Here is a 19,837-nt window from a genome sequence, read left to right as displayed (position 1 = left end):
CGGTTACATTCCGAACCCGGAAGCTAAGCCTTTCAGCGCCGATGGTACTGCAGGGGGGACCCTGTGGGAGAGTAGGACACCGCCGAACAATCTTTCAAGGACCCTTGGTCCCAGCGTTCATGCTGGGACCAAGGGTCCTTTTTTATTTTCGCTTCAATTTTCCGAAGCGCGTCGGGCAGCCGACTGCGCGAGAATGACTGCAGTACCCGAAGACAGGAGTCGCACCGATGTCCACCAACTCTCCCGAGGACCGTCCGCAGCGCGAGGGGCGCAGCCGTGACGGCGGTGACAGGGGCGGCTACCGGGGCGGTCGCGACGACCGTGGTCCGCGCCGTGACGACCGTGGCGGCTCCGGCGGCTCCAGCAGCTCCGGCGGGGGCTTCCGCCGTGATGACAGCCGCGGTGGCAGCAGCGGTGGCGGTTTCCGTCGTGACGACCGTCCGAGCTTCCGTGGCGGCGACGACCGTCGCGACGACCGCGGCCCGCGCCGTGACGATGACCGTGGTGGTCGCCCGTCCGGTGGTGGCTATGGCCGTCCCTCCGGTGGTGGCGGTGGCGGTGGCTACGGTCGCCGTGACGACCGTCCGTCCGGCCCGCGCCGTGACGATGACCGTCCGTCCTTCCGCCGTGACGACGACCGTGGCGGCCGTCCCTCCGGTGGCGGCTTCCGCCGCGACGACCGGCGCGACGACCGTCCGTCCGGCCCGCGTCGTGATGACGACCGCCCCTCCTTCCGTCGCGATGACGACCGTGGTGGTCGCCCGTCCGGTGGTGGCTATGGCCGTCCCTCCGGTGGTGGCGGTGGCGGTGGCGGTGGCTACGGTCGCCGTGACGACCGTCCGTCCGGCCCGCGCCGTGACGATGACCGTCCGTCCTTCCGCCGTGACGACGACCGTGGCGGCCGTCCCTCCGGTGGCGGCTTCCGCCGCGACGACCGGCGCGACGACCGTCCGTCCGGCCCGCGTCGTGATGACGACCGTCCGTCCTTCCGCCGTGACGACGACCGTGGCGGCCGTCCCTCCGGTGGCGGCTTCCGCCGCGACGACCGGCGCGACGACCGTCCGTCCGGCCCGCGCCGTGATGACGACCGTCCGTCCTTCCGCCGTGACGACGACCGTGGCGGTCGCCCCTCCGGTGGCGGCTTCCGCCGCGACGACCGGCGCGACGACCGTGCCCCGCGTCGTGATGACGACCGTGGTGGCCGTCCCTCCGGTGGTGGTGGCTACGGCCGCCGTGATGACAGCCGTGGTGGCAGCAGCGGTGGCGGTTTCCGTCGTGACGACCGTCCGAGCTTCCGTGGCGGCGACGACCGTCGTGACGACCGCGGCCCGCGCCGTGATGACGACCGCCCCTCCTTCCGTCGCGATGACGACCGTGGTGGTCGCCCGTCCGGTGGTGGCTATGGCCGTCCCTCCGGTGGTGGCGGTGGCTACGGTCGCCGTGACGACCGTCCGTCCGGCCCGCGTCGTGATGACGACCGTCCGTCCTTCCGCCGTGACGACGACCGTGGCGGCCGTCCCTCCGGTGGCGGCTTCCGCCGCGACGACCGGCGCGACGACCGTCCGTCCGGTCCCCGCCGTGACGACGACCGCGGCCCCCGTCGCGATGACCGTCGCGACGACCGCCCCGGCTTCCGCCGTGACGACCGTGGCCCGCGCCGCGACGACGACCGTGGTGGGTTCCGTGGCGGCGACGACCGCCGTGAGCGCGAGCGCGACCGTGAGCCGATCAAGCGGCTGCCGATCGACGAGGACGTCACGGGCAACGAGATCGACGAGGACGTTCACCAGGAGCTGCTGAGCCTGCCGAAGACCCTCGCCCAGGACGTCGCCCAGAACCTGGTCATGGTGGCCCGGCTGATCGACGAGGACCCCGAGCAGGCGTACGCGTACTCGCGCATCGCGCTGCGGCTCGCCTCCCGTGTGGCGGCGGTCCGCGAGGCGGCCGGGTTCGCGGCGTACGCGACGCAGAAGTACTCCGAGGCGCTGGCCGAGTTCCGGGCCGCGCGGCGGATGACCGGGCACGTCGAGCTGTGGCCCGTCATGGCCGACTGCGAGCGCGGCATGGGCCGGCCCGAGCGTGCGCTGGAGATGGCCGGTGCGCCGGAGGTGCAGAAGCTCGACAAGGCGAGCCAGGTCGAGATGCGCCTGGTCGCGGCCGGTGCGCGGCGGGACCTGGGGCAGCTGGACGCCGCCATCGTGACCCTGCAGAGCCCGGAGCTCGCGTCGAACTCGGTGCAGCCGTGGACCGCGCGTCTGCGGTACGCGTACGCCGACGCGCTGCTTGCCGCCGGGCGTGAGGACGAGGCGCGCGAGTGGTTCGCCAAGGCGCTGGAGTCCGACAAGGACGGCGCCACCGACGCCTCCGACCGGCTGGCCGAGATGGACGGCGTGGACTTCGTGGACGCCCTCGACGAGGAGCGGGCCGACGCCGAACTCCCCGACGAGCCGGACACCGACCTCGCCGACGCCGATGACGAGTCGGACACCCTGCCGGATGAGGACGACGACCGCGCCGACGTGGATGACATGGACGACGTGGACGCCGACGACTTCGACGAGGCCGAGGTTGAGGCCGACGCTGACGTCGACGCCGACGCTGTCGTCGATGCCGACGCTGTCGTCGATGCCGACGCGGACAAGGGTCCGGCCGACAAGGCCTGAGCTCCTGTAGGCAGTTGAGAAGAGGGCGGCACCCCGGCCGGGGTGCCGCCCTCTGTCGTATCCGGGTGCCGCCGTATCCGCGTACCGCTCAGTTCACCGTCAGGCTCCGCAGCACCAGGCCCGTCGCCGGCTTCGGGCCGAAGGACGTCGACTTGCGGGGCATCGTGACGCCCTGGCGGGCGAGGTCCCGGACGACCTCTTCGCGTACGGGATGCATGAGCACCGCAGTGCCGCCGCGGCGTTCTGCCTGCTCGACGGCGGCCGCCGTGTCGTGGATGTACATGATGTCCTCGGGTGCGTCCGGGATGCGCCAGACGTGGTCCAGGAGCGTCGAGTGGAGCACGGCCGCATCGAGTTCGCGCCAGGCCTGCGGGCGGTCCGTGCGGACGGTGCGGGCGAGCAGGTCGGCGTCGGGGCGGTCCAGGAGGTGGAAGCGTCCGTCGCCCGCCAGCAGGAACGCGTTGCCCGCGGTGCTCGCCTCCGCGAGGACGTCGAGCGCGTCGGGCAGCGGCACCGCGAGCGTACGGACGCGGAAGGCACCGGTTTCGGCCACCGCGGCCAGGGCGTCGCTGACCGGAAGCCGGTGGAGCAGCCGGTGGATGGCGCGTACCCGCAGGGGATAGCGCGCCGTGTCGACGAGCAGGACCAGGCCGAAGTCCCAGGGGCCGGGCGCCGACTGCTCCGAGCGCAGTCGCAGATAGGTCGCCCAGCGGTGGTGGCCGTCGGCGATCACCGCCTGGTGGTGCGCGAGTTCCGTCTGGATCTCGGCGAGGTCGGCGGGGTCCGTGACCGCCCACAGGCGGTGGCTGTAGCCGTCCTCGGTGGTCGTCGCGAGCAGCGGCTCGCGCCGTACGGTCCGCTCGATGACCGCTCCCGCGCCCGTCGGCGTGCCGCCGTTGGCGCCCGCGTCGCCGCGGTACGTCAGGAGCAGCGGCTCGAAGTGCGCGGCCGTCGTCCGCATCAGGTCGGCGCGGTCCTCGACGACGTGCGGCATCACGTCCTCGTGCGGCAGCACCACGCCCTCGGAGGGCTCCGAGAGGGCCAGCGCCCCGATGAGGCCGCGCTGGAGCAGCCCGCCGTCGTGCTGTTCGTACACGTACAGCGCGGGCTCCGGGTCGGGGGCGAGGACGCCCGCCGAGAGCCAGTCGTCGAGGGTGAGCGCGGCCTGCTGGTGCCGTGCCGTGGCCGTGGCGGCCTGCGGGAGGATCAGCCGGACGATGTTGTACGGGTCCGCCGACTCCAGGTGGAGGAGTCCGTCGGGCCGCACCACCACGTCGTACGGCGGGGAGGTCACGGCCGCTAGGCTGCCGACGCGCTCGGGTACATAGCGCAGGCCTCGGAAGGGGATAAGGCGCAGCCCGTCGTCGTCCGCACGCCCTGTTGTGGTCATTAGTGCATCGTAAGTGGGGTGCGGGCATGCGCGATGATCGGGGGAGAGCATCGAGCGAGGAGTGGATGAGGATGAGCCAGCCGAGCAGGACCCGGCCGAGTGGCAGCGCGCGGGCGCTGAGCGAGGCGTACGACACGGCTCTGCTGGATCTTGACGGGGTGGTGTACGCGGGCGGCGAGGCGATCGAGCACGCCGTCGGCTCGCTGGGCACGGCGCGCGAGGGCGGGATGCACCTCGCGTACGTGACCAACAACGCGCTGCGGACGCCGGACGTGGTGGCGGAGCACCTCACGGAGCTCGGGGTGCCGGCCGAGCCGGGCGATGTGATCACCTCGGCGCAGGCGGTGGCGCGGCTGATCTCCGAGCAGGTGCCGGAGGGTTCGCGGGTGCTGGTGATCGGCGGCGAGGGGCTGAGGGTGGCGCTGCGCGAGCGCGGGCTCGTGCCGGTGGAGTCGGCCGAGGACGCCCCGGCGGCGGTGGTGCAGGGGTACGGCGGGCCCGATCTGGCGTGGGGCAGGTTCGCCGAGGCGTGCTACGCGATCGCGGCCGGGGTGCCGTGGTTCGCGTCCAACACCGATCTGACGATCCCGAGCGGGCGCGGTATCGCGCCGGGCAACGGGGCGGCGGTGGAGGTGGTGCGGATCGCGACCGGCGCCGAGCCGCAGGTCGCCGGGAAGCCGTTGCCCCCGATGCACCGGGAGACGATCCTGCGGACGGGTGCGCGCAAGCCGCTCGTGGTGGGGGACCGGCTGGATACGGACATCGAGGGGGCGTTCAACGGCGGGGTGGACTCGCTGCTCGTCCTCACCGGGGTGACCGACGGCGCCCAGCTGCTCGCCGCCCGGCCCGAGCACCGGCCGACGTTCGTGGACGCGGATCTGCGGGGGATGCTGACCGGCCAGCCGGAAGTGGCTGAAAACGACGGTGAGTTCGGGTGCGGCGGGTGGACCGCGGCCGTACGCGACGAGGCGTTGGCCCTGGACGGCGACGGCGAGCCGCTGGACGGTCTGCGGGCGCTGTGCGCGGCGGCGTGGACGCATGCGGGCGAGGGTGTGTGCGAGCTGGACGCGGGGAAGGTGCTGGGGCGGCTGGGGTGGTGACCCCGGGGCCCGGCCCGGGTCCTGGGCAGGGGCCTTCCGCCGGCCGCTTGAGGGCACCGGCCGCTTGAGAGCCCGGTGGCGGTCCGGTTGTGGATCAAGGACCCTGTCGGGCGCTTTGCAGGGTAGGCTAACCTAACTTGCGTGTTGGTAGACAGCCCTTCCAAGCCGAGCGCGGAGACCGCTCCCGCGCCCCCGACCCCGACCGCCCGGCGGCACGCCCTGCGCGCCGCCGGACTGCTCGCGGCCACGGGGGTCCTGGCCCTCGTGGCCCTCGCGAGCATCGCGGTCGGCGCCAAACAGATCCCGCTCGCGGACGTCTGGCACGGGCTGTTCCACTACTCCGGCACCGCCGACGACGTCATCGTCCACGACACCCGGGTGCCCCGCACCCTGCTCGGGCTGCTCGTCGGGGCCGCGCTCGGCGTCTCCGGCGCGGTGATGCAGGCGCTCACCCGCAACCCGCTGGCCGAGCCCGGCATCCTCGGCGTCAGCGCGGGCGCCTCGGCCGCCGTGGTCTCGGCGATCAGCTTCTTCGGCGTCACCAGCCTGACCGGCTATGTGTGGTTCGCCTTCGCCGGCGCCGCGGTCGTCTCGGCGCTCGTCTACGTCCTGGGCGGCAGCCGGGCCGCCACACCGGTCCGGCTCGCGCTCGCGGGGACGGCCGCCACGGCCGCGCTCTACGGCTATATCAACGCCGTGCAGCTGATGGACTCGGCCGCCCTGGACCGGCTGCGGTTCTGGTCGGTCGGCTCGCTGGCCTCCGCCAACGCGGACACCGTCACCGAGATCGCACCGTTCGTGGCGGCCGGCCTCGTGCTCGCCGCGCTCATCGCCCGGCCGCTCAACGCGATGGCCCTGGGCGACGACACCGCCCGTGCCCTGGGCGCCCATCTCACCCGTACCCGCGTCCTGTCGATGGTCACCGTCACGCTGCTGTGCGGGGCCGCGACCGCCGCCTGCGGGCCGATCGTCTTCATCGGACTGATGGTCCCGCACATCGTCCGGGCCATCACCGGGCCCGACATGCGCTGGATCCTGCCGTACTCGGCCGTCCTCTCGCCCGTGCTGCTGCTCGGCTCCGACGTGGTCGGAAGGGTGATCACCCGGCCCTCCGAGCTCCAGGTGGGCATCGTCACGGCGCTCATCGGCGGGCCCGTGTTCATCTTTCTCGTCCGCCGCAAGAGGATGGCTCAGCTGTGAAGGCCGTACGCACGCCCGGGGGTTACTCCTTCCGGGCCGACACCCGCTCGCTGGTCGTCGCCGTGGCGCTGCTGGCCGCGGCGCTCACGGCGGGCGTGGTCCTCGTCGGCAGCGGCGACTTCGAGATCGCGCCGCTCGACGTCGTCCGTACGCTCTTCGGCTCCGGCACCGCCCAGCAGGACTTCATCATCAACGAGCTGCGGCTGCCCCGGGTGCTCGTGGGGCTGCTCGTGGGCGCCGCGCTCGGCATCTCGGGCGCGGTCTTCCAGTCCATCTCCCGCAATCCGCTGGGCAGTCCGGACATCATCGGCTTCGGCCAGGGGTCTTCCGTCGGCGCCCTCGTCGTCATCGTCTGGTTCGGGGGCAGCGCCACCCAGGTCGCGGTCGGCGCCCTGCTCGGCGGGCTCGCGACCGGGGTCGCCGTCTATCTGCTCGCCTGGAAGAAGGGTGTGCACGGCTACCGGCTCGTGCTCGTCGGCATCGGCGCCGCCGCGATGCTCACCGCCTGCATCCAGTACCTGCTCACCAAGGCCCAGCTGGTCGACGCGACCCGGGCCATGGTGTGGCTGACAGGCTCGCTCGACGGGCGGGACTGGGCGCAGGTGTGGCCGCTGCTCGCGCTGTTCGCGGTGCTGCTGCCGGTGATCCTCGCGTACGGACGGCCGCTGCGGATGCTGGAGATGGGCGACGACGCGGCCCACGCGCTCGGCGTGCCCGTCCAGCGGACCCGGACCGTGCTGATGCTCGCCGCCGTGCTCCTCAACGCCGCCGGGACCGCGGCGGCCGGGCCGATCTCCTTCGTCGCGCTGACCGCGCCGCAGCTCGCCCGCCGCCTCACCCGGGCCACCGGGCCCAACATCCTGGCCTCCGGCTGCATGGGCGCGACCCTGCTCGTCACCGCCGACTGGGCCTCCCAGCGGCTGTTCGGCGAGAGCAAGCTGCCGGTGGGCGTGGTGACCGGGGTGGTCGGCGGCCTCTATCTGCTGTGGCTGCTGGTCACCGAGCGCAAGGCGGGCCGGATATGAGCGGCCCGCACCTCCCCGACCCCCGTACCCGTACGGATTCCGGTTCTTCCTCCAGGAGTACGAGCATGCAGCGCCTCAGCGCCGATTCGGTGACCCTCGGCTACGACCAGCGGGTGATCGCCAAGGACCTGTCGGTGGAGATCCCGGACCACTCGTTCACCGTCATCGTCGGCCCCAACGCCTGCGGCAAGTCGACGCTCCTGCGCGCCCTTTCGCGGATGCTGAAGCCGAGCGAGGGGCGGGTGCTGCTCGACGGGCAGACCATCCACTCGATGCCCGCGAAGAAGGTCGCCAGGACCCTCGGGCTGCTGCCCCAGTCGTCGATCGCGCCGGACGGGATCACGGTCGCGGACCTGGTCGCGCGCGGCCGTTACCCGCACCAGGGGCTGCTGCGGCAGTGGTCGCCCGAGGACGAGCGGATCGTCCAGGAGTCGATGGAAGCCACCGGTGTGGGCGAGCTGGGGGAGCGGTACGTCGACGAGCTGTCGGGCGGGCAGCGCCAGCGGGTGTGGATCGCGATGGCGCTGGCCCAGCAGACCCCGCTGCTGCTGCTCGACGAGCCGACGACGTTCTTGGACATCCAGCATCAGATAGAGGTCCTGGACCTGTGCGCCGAGCTGCACGAGTCCCAGGGGCGCACGCTGGTCGCTGTGCTGCACGACCTCAACCAGGCCGCCCGGTACGCCACGCATCTGATCGCGATGCGCGACGGCGAGATCGTGGCCGAGGGGCCGCCCTCGCGGATCGTCACGGCGGAGCTGGTGCGGGAGGTGTTCGGGGTCCGCTGCCAGGTCATCGACGACCCGGAGACGGGCACGCCGCTGGTGGTGCCGGCGGCGCGGCAGCGGGACGCGGCGGCGGTGTCCTGACAGAGGCGCGGGCACCGGTTTCGTACGACGTGAATGCACACAATGTGAAGGGCCCGGACTCCTACAGCAACGTCCGCAGCCTGAGCAGGTCGCGGAACCCCGCCTCCAGGCGGACCCGCCCCGACGTCCACGCCCGCGCGAAGTTCAGCTCGCCCGCGACCATCGCCACCAGGTCGTCGCCCTTCATGGCGAGGCGGATCTGGGCGCGTTCGGCCGGCGGGCCGTCCAGTGTCCGCTCGACCTCGATGCGGCCGTCCCGCAGGCGCCCGGTGAACGTGCGATCCAGGTCCGTGATGTGGCAGCTCAGCGAGCGGTCGAGCGCGGCGGCGGCGTGCACGTCGCCGTTCGCGCCGGCCAGGTTGCCGGAAAGTACGTCGAGTGCCGCGCGGCACTCCTGCATCGTCGCCATCGTGATCGACCGTACCGCAGGCCCACGCGGTAGCGTCTTGCCATGAGCGACTTGATGCCGGAGCCCGAGGCGGAGGCCGGCGGGCACGACGACCCCCTCGGCCCGGCGCCCCTGGACGTGCCCCGCGACCCCACCGGCGACCCCCTGGTGGACGTCCTGGTCGAGCGGCTGGCGGACGTCGACCACCTCGATACGGAGGGACACGTCGAGGTGTACGAGGATGTACACGGGGGGCTGCGCGAGACGCTGAGCGCGCTCGACGCCCGCCCGGGGCCGCCGGCCCCGTCCCCCGCGTCACATACGTACGACAACAGGAGCTGAACCGAACGTGGCAGGAGTGGCACGCCGCCGCCTCGACGCCGAGCTGGTCCGCCGGAAGCTCGCCCGGTCCCGTGAGCACGCCGCGCAGCTGATCGCCGCCGGGCGGGTGACGGTCGGCGGCAACACCGCCACCAAGTCCGCCACCCAGGTCGAGACCGCCGCCGCCATCGTCGTGGCCGAGGACGACAGCGACCCGGACTACGTCTCGCGCGGCGGCCACAAGCTGGCCGGCGCGCTGGCGGCCTTCGTCCCGCAGGGGCTGAAGGTCGAGGGGCGCCGGGCGCTGGACGCGGGCGCCTCCACCGGCGGCTTCACGGACGTGCTGCTGCGCTCGGGCGCCGGGCACGTGGTGGCCGTGGACGTCGGGTACGGACAGCTCGCCTGGTCCCTCCAGAGTGACGACCGGGTCACCGTCAAGGACCGTACGAACGTACGGGAGTTGACGCTCGACGACATCGACGGCGAGCCGGCCGACCTGGTGGTGGGGGACCTGTCCTTCATCGCGCTCGGGCTGGTGCTGCCCGCGCTGGTGCGGTGCTGCGCGCCGGACGCGGACCTGGTGCTCATGGTCAAGCCGCAGTTCGAGATCGGCAAGGACCGGCTCGGCAGCGGAGGTGTGGTGCGCAGCCCGGAGCTGCGGGCCGAGACCGTACGCACGGTGGCCGCGCAGGCCGCCGGGCTCGGGCTCGGTGTGCTCGGGGTCACGGCCAGCCCGCTCCCCGGACCCTCCGGCAATGTCGAATACTTTCTGTGGCTGCGGGCGGGAGCGCCCGCGCTGGATCCGGCTGATGTCGAGCGTGCAGTGGCGGAGGGACCTAGTTGAGCTCGTTGGGGAACGCGGAGGAGACGCGCGGGGGGGACGCCGCGTGCGAGCGAGGTGGGGCGGAGCGCACGGTGTTCCTGCTCGCGCACACCGGGCGGCCCGCCGCCATCCGCAGTGCGGAGCTGGTGGTACGGGGGCTGCTGCGCTGCGGCATCGGGGTGCGGGTCCTGGAGGCGGAGGCGGCCGACATTCCGCTGCCCGAGTCCGTGAAGACGGTCAAGGAGGCGACCCCGCAGTGCCTCGACGGATGTGAACTGCTGATCGTGCTCGGCGGGGACGGGACGCTGCTGCGCGGCGCCGAGTTCGCGCGGGCGTCCGGGGTGCCGATGCTCGGCGTCAACCTCGGCCGGGTCGGGTTCCTCGCCGAGGCGGAGCGGGACGACCTGGACAAGGTCGTGGACCGGGTGGTCGCGCGCTCCTACGAGGTCGAGGAGCGGATGACCCTCGACGTCGTGGTGCACAGCAACGGCGACGTGGTGCACACCGACTGGGCGCTCAACGAGGCCGCCGTGCAGAAGGTGTCGCCCGAGCGGATGCTCGAAGTCGTCCTGGAGATCGACGGGCGGCCGGTGACGGGGTTCGGCTGCGACGGGATCGTGTACGCGACGCCGACCGGGTCGACGGCGTACGCCTTCTCGGCGGGCGGGCCGGTGGTGTGGCCGGAGGTCGAGGCGCTCCTGATGGTGCCGATCAGCGCCCACGCGCTGTTCGCCAAGCCGCTGGTGACGTCGCCGAGTTCGGTGCTGGCGGTGGAGGTGCAGCCGCATACGCCGCACGGGGTGCTGTGGTGCGACGGGCGTCGTACGGTCGAGCTGCCGCCGGGGGCTCGGGTGGAGGTTCGGCGGGGGGCTGTGCCGGTCCGTCTGGCGCGGCTGCACCATGCGTCGTTCACGGACCGGCTGGTGGCTAAGTTCGCGCTGCCGGTTAGTGGGTGGAGGGGTGCGCCGCACTGAGGTTGTTTGAGCCCCCACCCCGCCCGTTCCCTTAACCCTCCGGGGGTGGGTGGGGGTGGAGGAGGGTTCCCGGGGGCTGTGCCCCCGGACCCCGGGCGGGGCTGCGCCCCTGCACCCGCTTGCGGGGCCTGCGCCCTGCTGCGGTCCCTGCGCCCTGCCACGGGGGCTGCACCCCGCTACGGGGCTGCGCCCCCGGTGCCCCCTGCTGGCGCTGCGCCCCCGCGCCCCCCTGCTGGGGCTGCGCCCCCGCCTGGGGTGGGTGGGCTACGTTCGCTGCGCCCCGCCCCCCGCTTTCGGGGCTCCGCCCCGGACCCCGTTCGTCTGCGGGCCGTTTTGGGCTGGTCGCGCAGTTCCCCGCGCCCCTTGAGGGCGGGGCCTGCGGCCCCTGCCCCGCTCCTCAAGCGCCGGAGGCCTGAATGTGCGGGCCCCGTTCCTCGCACGCCGGAGGGGCTGCAATGTGGCCAGGGCCCGTTCTGCCTTCAGGGGCGCGGGGAACTGCGCGACCAGCCCAAGCCGGCCCGCGCCCGACCACCGACCAGACCTTGAGGGGGCGGGGGGAACTGCGCGAGCAACCACGGCCGACCCGCAGACGAACCCCGGGCCATAAATGGGGCGCGGGGAACTGCGTGAGCAACCACAGCTGACCCGCAGACGAACACCGGGCCGAAAAGGGGCGCGGGGAACTGCGCGACCAGCCCCCACCGGCCCGCGGACGAAAGGGGGTCTGGGGGCGTAGCCCCCGGGAGAGCCGCCTCCCCCCACCCCTGGAGGCCGCGCCGCGGAGCCGCGAATGTCACAGAGGAAAGGGGCGGGGTGGGGCAAAACGTGCGTGCGGGTCAACCGGGAGGGTGAGCGTGTGGGGGGCGTCGCAATCCGGGGGGCGGACCTCGTAAGGTCGGGGGCGTGTTGGAGGAGATGCGGATACGGTCGCTCGGGGTCATCGACGACGCTGTCGTCGAGCTGTCGCCCGGGTTCACCGCGGTGACCGGCGAGACCGGTGCGGGCAAGACCATGGTCGTCACCAGCCTGGGGCTGCTGCTCGGCGGGCGCGCCGACCCCGCGCTGGTGCGGATCGGCGCCAAGTCGGCGGTCGTCGAGGGGCGGATCGCGCTGCGCGCGGGCGCCACCGCGGCGATCCGCGCGGAGGAGGCCGGGGCGGAGCTCGACGAGGGCGCGCTGCTGGTCAGCCGTACCGTCTCGGCGGAGGGCCGCTCCCGGGCGTTCCTCGGCGGGCGCTCCGTGCCGGTCGGCGTCCTCGCGGAGCTGGCCGACGAGCTGGTCGCCGTCCATGGGCAGACCGATCAGCAGGGGCTGCTCAGGCCTGCCCGGCAGCGGGAGGCGCTGGACCGGTACGCCGGGGACGCCGTGGCAGGGCCGCTGGCCAAGTACGCGGAGGCGTACCGGCGGCTGCGGGCCGTCGTCGGAGATCTGGAGGAGCTGACCACGCGGGCGCGCGAGCGGGCGCAGGAGGCCGATCTGCTGCGGTTCGGGCTCGACGAGATCGCGGCGGTCGAGCCGCTGGCGGGTGAGGACACGGAACTCGCCGCCGAGGCCGGACGGCTCGGGCACGCCGAGGCGCTGGCGTCCGCGGCCGCCCTCGCGCACGCCGCCCTCGCGGGCAACCCCGAGGACCCGGAGAGCGTCGACGCGACCACCCTGGTCGCGGGTGCGCACCGGGCCCTGGACGCCGTACGGTCGCACGACCCCGCGCTGGCCGCGCTGGCCGAGCGCATCGGCGAGGTCGGAATCCTCCTCGGCGACGTGGCGGGCGAGCTCGCCGGGTACGCGGACGACCTCGACGCCGACCCCCTGCGGCTCGCGGCCGTGGAGGAGCGGCGGGCCGCGCTGACCGGGCTCACCCGTAAGTACGGCCAGTACGGCGACGGTATCGAGGCCGTACTCGCCTGGGCGCAGCAGGGTGCCGCCCGGCTGACCGAGCTGGACGGCGACGACGACCGGATCGGCGAGCTGACGGCCGAGCGGGACGGGCTGCGCGGTGAACTGTCCGTACTGGCCCAGGAGTTGACCGACGCCCGTACCGAGGCCGCGGCGCGCTTCGCGGACGCGGTGACGGCCGAGCTGGCGTCGCTCGCGATGCCGCACGCGCGGGTGTCGTTCGCGGTACGGCAGGTGGAGGACGCCGAGGGCGTCGAGGTGGACGGGCGGACCGTGGCGTACGGGCCGACCGGCGCGGACGAGGTGGAGCTGCTGCTCGCCCCGCACCCGGGCGCCCCGGCGCGGCCGATCGCCAAGGGCGCGTCGGGCGGTGAGCTCTCCCGGGTGATGCTCGCGGTCGAGGTGGTCTTCGCGGGAACGGACCCGGTGCCCACGTACCTCTTCGACGAGGTCGACGCGGGCGTCGGCGGCCGGGCGGCGGTCGAGATCGGCCGGCGCCTGGCGAAGCTCGCCAAGTCGGCGCAGGTCGTGGTGGTCACCCATCTGCCGCAGGTGGCGGCCTTCGCGGACCGCCAGCTCCTGGTGGAGAAGACCAACGACGGCACGGTCACCCGGTCCGGCGTCACCGTCCTGGAGGGCGAGGACCGCGTCCGCGAGCTCTCCCGGATGCTGGCGGGCCAGGAGGACTCCGAGACGGCCCGGGCCCACGCGGAGGAGCTGCTGGCGACGGCACGGGCGGAGGGGTAGCCCCGGCTCCGCCCTCCCCCCGGGGGTCGTCCCGCCGTCGCGGTTCACCCGTGTGGGTGGTCCCCCGGCCCGGTCCGCCGCCTGTCGACACGGGGAAACGCCCGGACGGGGGCGGAACGTCCGTGCGGGCTGGCATCCTTGGCCGGGTCCACACCGGCCCACCGCCGACCCGGGAGCCTGTTCACGTGTCACAGCTGCGTACGGTGCAAGTGCTGGGCGGCGGCAGTGCGGGCAGCAGCGCGCATGTGCGCTCGCTGGCGGCGGGGCTCGTCGCGCGGGGCGTCCGGGTCACCGTCTGCGCTCCCGCCGCGCTGGAGCGGGAGTTCGACTTCCGGGGTGCGGGCGCCCACTTCGTCCCCGTGCCCCGGCGCGGCGACCCGGTGGCGGTCGGCGCCCTGCGGGCGGTCTGCGCGGGCGCGGACGTGGTGCACGCGCACGGGCTGCACGCGGCCGTACGGACCGCCCTCGCCCTGGGCGGGCGGCGTGCGATCCCCCTCGTCGTCACCTGGCACACCTTCCCCCAGGCTCTCCGCTCCGGTCGAGCAGGGGGGACCCCCTTCCACGCCGAGGGTGCCCGGGGCCGGGTGTTGGGGGTGCTGGAGCGGCGGGCGGCCCGTGCGGCCGCCGTGCTGCTCGGCACCTCGTCCGACCTGGTCGACCGCGCCCGGCGGTGCGGCGCCCGGGACGCCCGGCTCGCCGCGGTCGCGGTGCCCGGGCCCCGTACGGCCGCCCCGGACGGCAAGGCGCGGGCAGAACTCGGGGCCGTGGACCGGCCGTTGCTGATGGCCGTCGGCAGCCTGGTCGAGCACCGGGGGTACGACGTGCTCCTGGACGCGGCCCACCACTGGAAGGCGCTCGACCCCGTACCGCTGCTGGCGATCGCGGGGGAGGGCAGGCAGCGGGCCGCGCTCCAGCGGCGCATCGAGGCCGAGGCGCTGCCCGTGAAGCTGCTCGGGCAGCGCGACGACGTCACCGAGCTGCTGGCCGCCGCCGACGCGGCCGTGCTGGCGAGCCGCTGGGAGGGGCGCTCGCTGCTGGCCCAGGAGGCGCTGCGGCTCGGGGTGCCGCTGGTCGCGACCGCCGTGGGCGGGGTCCCGGAGCTCGTCGGGGACGCGGCCGAGCTGGTGCCGTACGGGGACGCGGCGGCGCTCGGGGACGCCGTGGCGCGGCTGCTCGCCGACCCCGGACGGTGCCGCGAGCTCGCCGAGGCCGGGCTCGTGCAGGCGGCGGGCTGGCCCACCGAGGACGAGGCCGTGGCCCAAGTGCTCAGTGTCTATGACGAATTGACTCAGCGTCAGGGGCTCTGACCGGCCGGGCGGTTACGGGACGTGGCGGCGGGCGCGCAGGGCCAGGGACAGCGCCAGTACCGTCTGCGGGTCGTCCAGGTCCGTGCCGAGCAGCTCCGCGATCCGGGCCAGCCGGTTGTAGAGCGTCTGCCGGTTGAGGTGCAGTTCGCGGGCCGTCTCCGCCTTGCGGCCGGCGTGCGCCAGATAGGTCTCCAGGGTGGGCAGCAGCGGCGGGCGCGAGGCCGCGTCATGGGTGCGCAGCGGGCCGATGGCGCGCTCCACGAACGCTGCCAGGTCCGGGTGTTCGCGCAGCCGCCACAGCAGCAGGTCGATGTCCAGGCGCCGGGCGTCGTACCAGGGGCGCTCCGACAGGCCCTGCGCGGCCGCGGCGGTCTCGGCCGCGTGGCGCAGCCCCGCCGACGCGGCCGCCCAGCCGCCCGCGACCCCGACCACCACCACCGGCTGGGCCCCTGCCCGGGCGAGCCCGGCGCGCTCCACGCCGGCCCGCAGCGCCGCTGCCACCCGGTCGGCGACCGCCGTGCGCTCCGACTCCGAGCGCAGCCCGAGCAGCAGCGGGACCCGGCCCTCCACCGGCCGTACGCCGAGCAGGACCGGCACGCCCACCGCGGACAGCTCCTCCAGGACCGCACGCGCCAGGACCGCCCAGTTGCCGGTGGGGGACAGCTCGGACGTCAGCCGCATCACCACCGGCAGCAGCGGGCCCTCGCCCGGCTTGAAGCCCAGCACCTTGGCCTGCGCGGGCGCGTCCTCGGCGGTGATGCGGCCCTCGGCGAGGTCGGTCAGGAAGTCGCCGCGCCCGCGTGCCGCCAGCTCCTCCTCCTGGCGCGCCTGCATCAGCACCACCGCGAGGATGCCCGCGGCCCGCTCCGCCGCCATCCGGTGGACCGGCAGCAGCGGCGCGGCGACGGCGAGCAGGGCGATCCGGGCCCGTACCGCGCCGGTGCCGTGGCCGCCGCCGGGCACGTCCACCAGGACCGCGCCGACCGGCGGCCCCGACTCGCGGGACTCGCGCTGGCCGCGCAGCCCCTCCCACACCTGGAGCGGGTCGGCGCCCGCCTCGCCGGAGCCGGCGGCCGCGTAGAGCAGCTGGCCGTCCGGGGTCTCCAGGAACACCGGGTTCGCTGTGAAGTCGGCCAGGATCGACAGGACCTGGGGCACGCCGCCGCCCGAGAGCAGCGCGCCGGTGCACCGCCGGTGCACCTCCTCGGCGCGCTGGAGCAGGGCGTAGTGGCCGTTGACGATCTCGGTGTGGATCTCCTCGGTCACCGTCACGAACGCGACCTCGCGGTGCAGCGCGACCAGCGGCAGCCCGGCTGCCCGCGCGGTGTCCACGATGGCGGCGGGCAGGCGGCTGAAGCGCGGGCCGAGTTCGACGACCAGTGCGGCGATGCCCCGCTCGGCGAGGCGCCGTACGAAGGTGCGCTGTTCGGCGGGGCGGGTGCCCAGGCCCAGGCCGGTGGTCAGCAGCAGCTCGCCGCCCTTGAGCAGCGAGGCGATGTTCGGGACCTCGCCCGCGTGCACCCAGCGCACCGTGCGGCCCAGGCGCTCGGCCCCGGCGACCACCTCGGGGAGCCCGCCGCGCAGCCCGGGCAGCTCCAGAGCGCGCTGCACGGTGATCCCGCCCTGGCTGTCCAATGGGGTTCACCTCGTGTTTTGTCGTACCGGCCGGTGATGCGGGTCACGGTACGACACACTTCTCCGTTTCCGTCAGGCCGGGGCGATGTTGTGGTTGAAGCGGAAGACGTTGTCCGGGTCGTAGGCGCGCTTCACCTCGGCGAGCCGGCGCATGTTCTCGGCGCCGAGGCCCGCGACCACCCGGTCGGAGCCCTCGTCGCCGGTGAAGTTGAGGTAGACCGCGCCGGTCGACCACGGCTGGACCTTGGCCCGGACGTCCTTGACCCACTGGCGGCAGCGCTCGTCGTCCGCCGGGTCCTCCCAGATCCCGAAGGGGTGTACGGCCCAGGCCGCGTCGCGGTAGGGCACCGGGTACTCGGCGGGGCCGTCGGCGATGGCGCCGCCCAGCGGGAAGATCACGTGCTGGGTGCCGGTGGGCGTCGGCATGGACTCGCCCAGGGAGCAGAAGACATCCACGAGCTCGTCGGGCAGACCGGTCAGATACTCGGCCGACCAGTAGTTCCGCAGCCCGGGCGGGTCGTCCATCATGCACTGCATGTCCACGTACGGCATGGCCGTGACGATCTCGACCTCGTGCGGCAGGGCGATCAGCGGCTGGGCGACCTTGCGCATGGCCTCCTCGCCGCCCGCGTAGGCCACGAGGGCGCCGCACAGCACCTTTCCGACCAGGTGCTCGGGGATGAACGGCTCGGGCGGTGCGGTCATGTACAGGACGCCGCCGCTCGCCTCCGTCGGCCCGTTCGCGATGAGCTCGCGATAGGTGTACGCCACCTCGGGGGCGCGCTCGGGCAGGTACAGCAGCATGGCGATGGAGTACTCGGGCAGATCGTGCAGCCGCAGGGTGATCGAGGTGGCGACGCCGAAGTTGCCGCCGCCGCCGTGCAGCGCCCAGAACAGCTCGGGGTTCTCCTCGGCGCTCGCCGTCACCACGCTGCCGTCGGCGGTGACCAGCTCGACGCCGAGCAGGTTGTCGACGGCAAGGCCGAACCTGCGGTCGAGCCAGCCCGACCCGCCGCCGAGGACGAAGCCGCCGACGCCGGTGGTGGAGACGCGCCCGCCCGTGGTGGCCAGGCCGTGCTCCTGGGTGGCCCGGTCCAGCTGGCTCATGAGGGCGCCGCCCTGGACGCGGACGGCGTGCGCGGCCGGGTGGACGGTCACCTCGTGCATCCGGCGCAGATCGATGACCAGGCCGTTGTCGTTGAGGGCCTGGCCGGAGACGCTGTGGCCGCCGCCGCGTACGGCGATCTTGAGGTCCAGGTCTCGCGCGAAGCGCACGGAGGTGACCACGTCCGCGTCGGACTCGCACTGGGCGATCACGGCGGGGCGCCGGTCGATCATGGCGTTGAAGACCGTCCGGGCCTCGTCGTAGCCCGGATCCTCCGGCGCGAACACATCACCGGCGAGGTCTTCGCGGAGCTCGGCGAGGGCCGTGCCCGCTTTCGAGGGGGTGGTCATAGTGCGCCCCCTTCCAGGAGGGGACAGGATAATTCCACTCTAAGCGGACACGGAGCCCTTGGGCGCGGCGAGCTACCCCCCGTACGCCCCCGAAGCGGTCAGCCGCAGTGCCGTGTCGATCAGCGGAACGTGGCTGAAGGCCTGCGGGAAGTTGCCCACCTGCCGCTGTTCCCGCGGGTCCCACTCCTCGGCGAGCAGCCCCAGGTCGTTGCGGAGCGAGAGCAGCCGCTCGAAGAGCTTCCGGGCCTCGTCGACCCGGCCGATCATGGCAAGGTCGTCCGCCATCCAGAACGAGCACGCCAGGAACGCGCCCTCGTCGCCCTCCAGACCGTCGCAGCCGGCCTCCTCGCCCGCCGTCGGATAGCGCAGGATGAACCCGTCGGGGGTGGACAGCTCGCGCTGGATCGCCTCGATGGTGCCGATCACGCGCTTGTCGTCCGGCGGCAGGAAGCCCATCTGCGGGATCAGCAGCAGGGAGGCGTCCAGCTCCTTGGAGCCGTACGACTGCGTGAAGGTGTTGCGCTCCTTGTCGTACCCCTTCTCGCACACATCGCGGTGGATGTCGTCGCGCAGCTCGCGCCACTTCTCCAGCGGGCCGTCCGCGTCGCCCGACTCGATCAGCTTGATGGTGCGGTCGACGGCGACCCAGGCCATCACCTTGGAGTGCACGAAGTGGCGGCGCGGGCCGCGCACCTCCCAGATGCCCTCGTCCGGCTGGTCCCAGTGGTCCTCCAGGTAGCGGATCAGCTTGAGCTGGAGCAGCGAGGCGTAGTCGTTGCGGGCCAGGCCCGTCATGTGCGCCAGGTGCAGGGCCTCGGTGACCTCGCCGTACACGTCCAGCTGGAGCTGGCCGGCGGCGCCGTTGCCGACCCGGACCGGGGCCGAGTCCTCGTATCCGGGCAGCCAGTCCAGCTCGGCCTCGCCCAGCTCCCGCTCGCCCGCGATCCCGTACATGATCTGGAGGTTCTCGGGGTCGCCCGCGACCGCCCGCAGCAGCCACTCCCGCCAGGCGCGGGCCTCGTCGCGGTAGCCGGTGCGCAGCAGCGAGGAGAGGGTGATCGCCGCGTCCCGCAGCCAGGTGTAGCGGTAGTCCCAGTTGCGCGAGCCGCCGATGTCCTCGGGCAGCGAGGTGGTGGGCGCGGCGACGATGCCGCCGGTGGGGGCGTAGGTGAGCGCCTTGAGCGTGATCAGCGAGCGGACCACGGCCTCGCGGTAGGGCCCGTGGTACGTGCAGTGCTCGACCCACTCGCGCCAGAAGTCCTCGGTCGCCTCCAGGGCCGCCTCCGGCTCCGGGAGCGCGGGCGGCTCCTTGTGGGAGGGCTGCCAGCTGATCGTGAAGGCGATCCGCTCACCGGGGGAGACGGTGAAGTCGGAGTACGTCGTGAGGTTCTTGCCGTAGGTGTCGACCGGCGTGTCCAGCCAGACCGAGTCGGGGCCCGCCACCGCGACCGTACGGGTGTCGACCTTGTGCACCCAGGGCACGACACGCCCGTAGCTGAAACGCATCCGCAGGGCGCTGCGCATCGGCACCCGGCCGCTGACGCCCTCCACGATCCGGATCAGCTGCGGCGCGCCGTCGCGCGGCGGCATGAAATCGGTCACCCGGACCGTGCCGCGCGGGGTGTCCCACTCCGACTCCAGGATCAGCGAGTCGCCCCGGTAGCGGCGCCGGTCCGCCCGGGGTGGCGGCGCGTCGGCCGCATGGGCCGGGCCGATCCGCCAGAAGCCGTGTTCATCGGTGCCGAGCAGTCCGGCGAAGACGGCGTGCGAGTCGAAGCGTGGCAGGCACAGCCAGTCGGTCGTGCCGTCCCGGCAGACCAGTGCGGCGGTCTGCATGTCTCCGATGAGTGCGTAATCCTCGATGCGCCCGGCCACGTGCAATCTCCAGTCGAACGGCCATGTCCGCCCCGCGGGGCGCTTACTGCTACTGCGATGCGGTCAAGGGATCGCCAACGAGCGCATGTTGTGGGTGACGGCCGGGGTGGCGCCGTGTTACCAGCGACTCGGCGGCGAGTGTCCGAGCAGGATACGACGCACGTGGGTG

16 protein-coding genes and 1 rRNA gene are annotated in these 19,837 nt (G+C 73.6%); 12 read left to right on the top strand and 5 right to left on the bottom strand.

Features of this window, described 5'->3' with window-relative positions; genetic code table 11:
* The 3 genes from rrf to ACZ499_RS34030 form a co-directional block, all read left to right on the top strand.
* Positions 1-88 (top strand): 5S ribosomal RNA (gene rrf, locus ACZ499_RS34040); the annotation flags it as partial.
* A gap of 188 nt (positions 89-276) precedes the next feature.
* Complete coding sequence (locus tag ACZ499_RS34035; RefSeq protein WP_468680265.1) at positions 277-1,800, top strand: hypothetical protein; 1,524 nt, start codon at positions 277-279, stop codon at positions 1,798-1,800.
* Positions 1,737-2,663 carry a tetratricopeptide repeat protein gene (locus tag ACZ499_RS34030; protein ID WP_468680263.1) on the top strand — a complete coding sequence of 309 codons (927 nt, stop codon included), beginning with the start codon at positions 1,737-1,739 and terminating at the stop codon, positions 2,661-2,663. The genes ACZ499_RS34035 and ACZ499_RS34030 overlap by 64 nt, the downstream gene beginning before the upstream one ends.
* Positions 2,664-2,751: 88 nt before the next feature.
* On the opposite strand, the gene ACZ499_RS34025 is transcribed toward ACZ499_RS34030, so the two are convergent.
* Complete coding sequence (locus tag ACZ499_RS34025; protein ID WP_468680245.1) at positions 2,752-4,053, bottom strand: DUF1015 domain-containing protein; 1,302 nt, start codon at positions 4,051-4,053, stop codon at positions 2,752-2,754.
* 71 nt (positions 4,054-4,124) lie between these two features.
* Between ACZ499_RS34025 and ACZ499_RS34020 the strand changes: the two genes are divergently transcribed.
* The 4 genes from ACZ499_RS34020 to ACZ499_RS34005 all read left to right on the top strand — a co-directional run bounded on the left by ACZ499_RS34020 (position 4,125) and on the right by ACZ499_RS34005 (position 8,247).
* Positions 4,125-5,153, top strand: coding sequence for an HAD hydrolase-like protein (locus tag ACZ499_RS34020; protein ID WP_468412078.1), 1,029 nt, complete (start codon positions 4,125-4,127; stop codon positions 5,151-5,153).
* Positions 5,154-5,297: 144 nt separating this feature from the next.
* Complete coding sequence (locus ACZ499_RS34015; protein WP_468680261.1) at positions 5,298-6,353, top strand: FecCD family ABC transporter permease; 1,056 nt, start codon at positions 5,298-5,300, stop codon at positions 6,351-6,353.
* Complete coding sequence (locus ACZ499_RS34010) at positions 6,350-7,378, top strand: FecCD family ABC transporter permease (RefSeq protein ID WP_468680242.1); 1,029 nt, start codon at positions 6,350-6,352, stop codon at positions 7,376-7,378. The genes ACZ499_RS34015 and ACZ499_RS34010 overlap by 4 nt, the downstream gene beginning before the upstream one ends.
* A 65-nt stretch (positions 7,379-7,443) precedes the next feature.
* On the top strand, positions 7,444-8,247 hold the full coding sequence (locus ACZ499_RS34005; RefSeq protein WP_468680240.1) for an ABC transporter ATP-binding protein: 804 nt from the start codon (positions 7,444-7,446) through the stop codon (positions 8,245-8,247).
* A 61-nt stretch (positions 8,248-8,308) separates the two neighbouring features.
* On the opposite strand, the gene ACZ499_RS34000 is transcribed toward ACZ499_RS34005, so the two are convergent.
* Positions 8,309-8,656, bottom strand: coding sequence for an SCP2 sterol-binding domain-containing protein (locus ACZ499_RS34000; RefSeq protein ID WP_468680238.1), 348 nt, complete (start codon positions 8,654-8,656; stop codon positions 8,309-8,311).
* A gap of 42 nt (positions 8,657-8,698) precedes the next feature.
* On the opposite strand from ACZ499_RS34000, the gene ACZ499_RS33995 reads away from it, so the two are divergent.
* From ACZ499_RS33995 to ACZ499_RS33975, 5 genes are all read left to right on the top strand, one after another.
* Positions 8,699-8,977: a hypothetical protein gene (locus tag ACZ499_RS33995; RefSeq protein WP_468680236.1), complete on the top strand. Its 279-nt coding sequence runs from the start codon at positions 8,699-8,701 to the stop codon at positions 8,975-8,977.
* A 7-nt stretch (positions 8,978-8,984) separates the two neighbouring features.
* A complete protein-coding gene (locus tag ACZ499_RS33990) occupies positions 8,985-9,800 on the top strand; it encodes a TlyA family RNA methyltransferase (protein WP_385549658.1) in 816 nt (271 codons plus the stop codon).
* Between the two features lie 5 nt (positions 9,801-9,805).
* Complete coding sequence (locus ACZ499_RS33985; protein WP_468680259.1) at positions 9,806-10,753, top strand: NAD kinase; 948 nt, start codon at positions 9,806-9,808, stop codon at positions 10,751-10,753.
* 915 nt (positions 10,754-11,668) lie between these two features.
* Positions 11,669-13,396, top strand: a complete 1,728-nt coding sequence (gene recN / locus ACZ499_RS33980; protein WP_468412098.1) for a DNA repair protein RecN — start codon at positions 11,669-11,671, stop codon at positions 13,394-13,396.
* A 185-nt stretch (positions 13,397-13,581) separates the two neighbouring features.
* Positions 13,582-14,703 carry a glycosyltransferase family 4 protein gene (locus ACZ499_RS33975; protein ID WP_468680234.1) on the top strand — a complete coding sequence of 374 codons (1,122 nt, stop codon included), beginning with the start codon at positions 13,582-13,584 and terminating at the stop codon, positions 14,701-14,703.
* A 12-nt stretch (positions 14,704-14,715) separates the two neighbouring features.
* Here the strand turns inward: ACZ499_RS33975 and ACZ499_RS33970 are convergent, their stop codons facing one another.
* The 3 genes from ACZ499_RS33970 to ACZ499_RS33960 all read right to left on the bottom strand — a co-directional run bounded on the left by ACZ499_RS33970 (position 14,716) and on the right by ACZ499_RS33960 (position 19,668).
* Entirely contained in the window at positions 14,716-16,338 is a 1,623-nt protein-coding gene (locus ACZ499_RS33970; protein WP_468680232.1) for a PucR family transcriptional regulator, read from the bottom strand.
* 72 nt (positions 16,339-16,410) lie between these two features.
* A complete protein-coding gene (locus ACZ499_RS33965; RefSeq protein ID WP_468680230.1) occupies positions 16,411-17,793 on the bottom strand; it encodes an FAD-binding oxidoreductase in 1,383 nt (460 codons plus the stop codon).
* Between the two features lie 72 nt (positions 17,794-17,865).
* Positions 17,866-19,668 (bottom strand): glycoside hydrolase family 15 protein, encoded by a 1,803-nt coding sequence (locus ACZ499_RS33960; protein WP_468412062.1) that lies wholly within the window; start codon positions 19,666-19,668, stop codon positions 17,866-17,868.
* Positions 19,669-19,837: the final 169 nt, after the last annotated feature.

The organism is Streptomyces sp. NPDC031265 (assembly GCF_055570295.1).
This window is presented reverse-complemented; position numbering and strand designations above follow the sequence as displayed.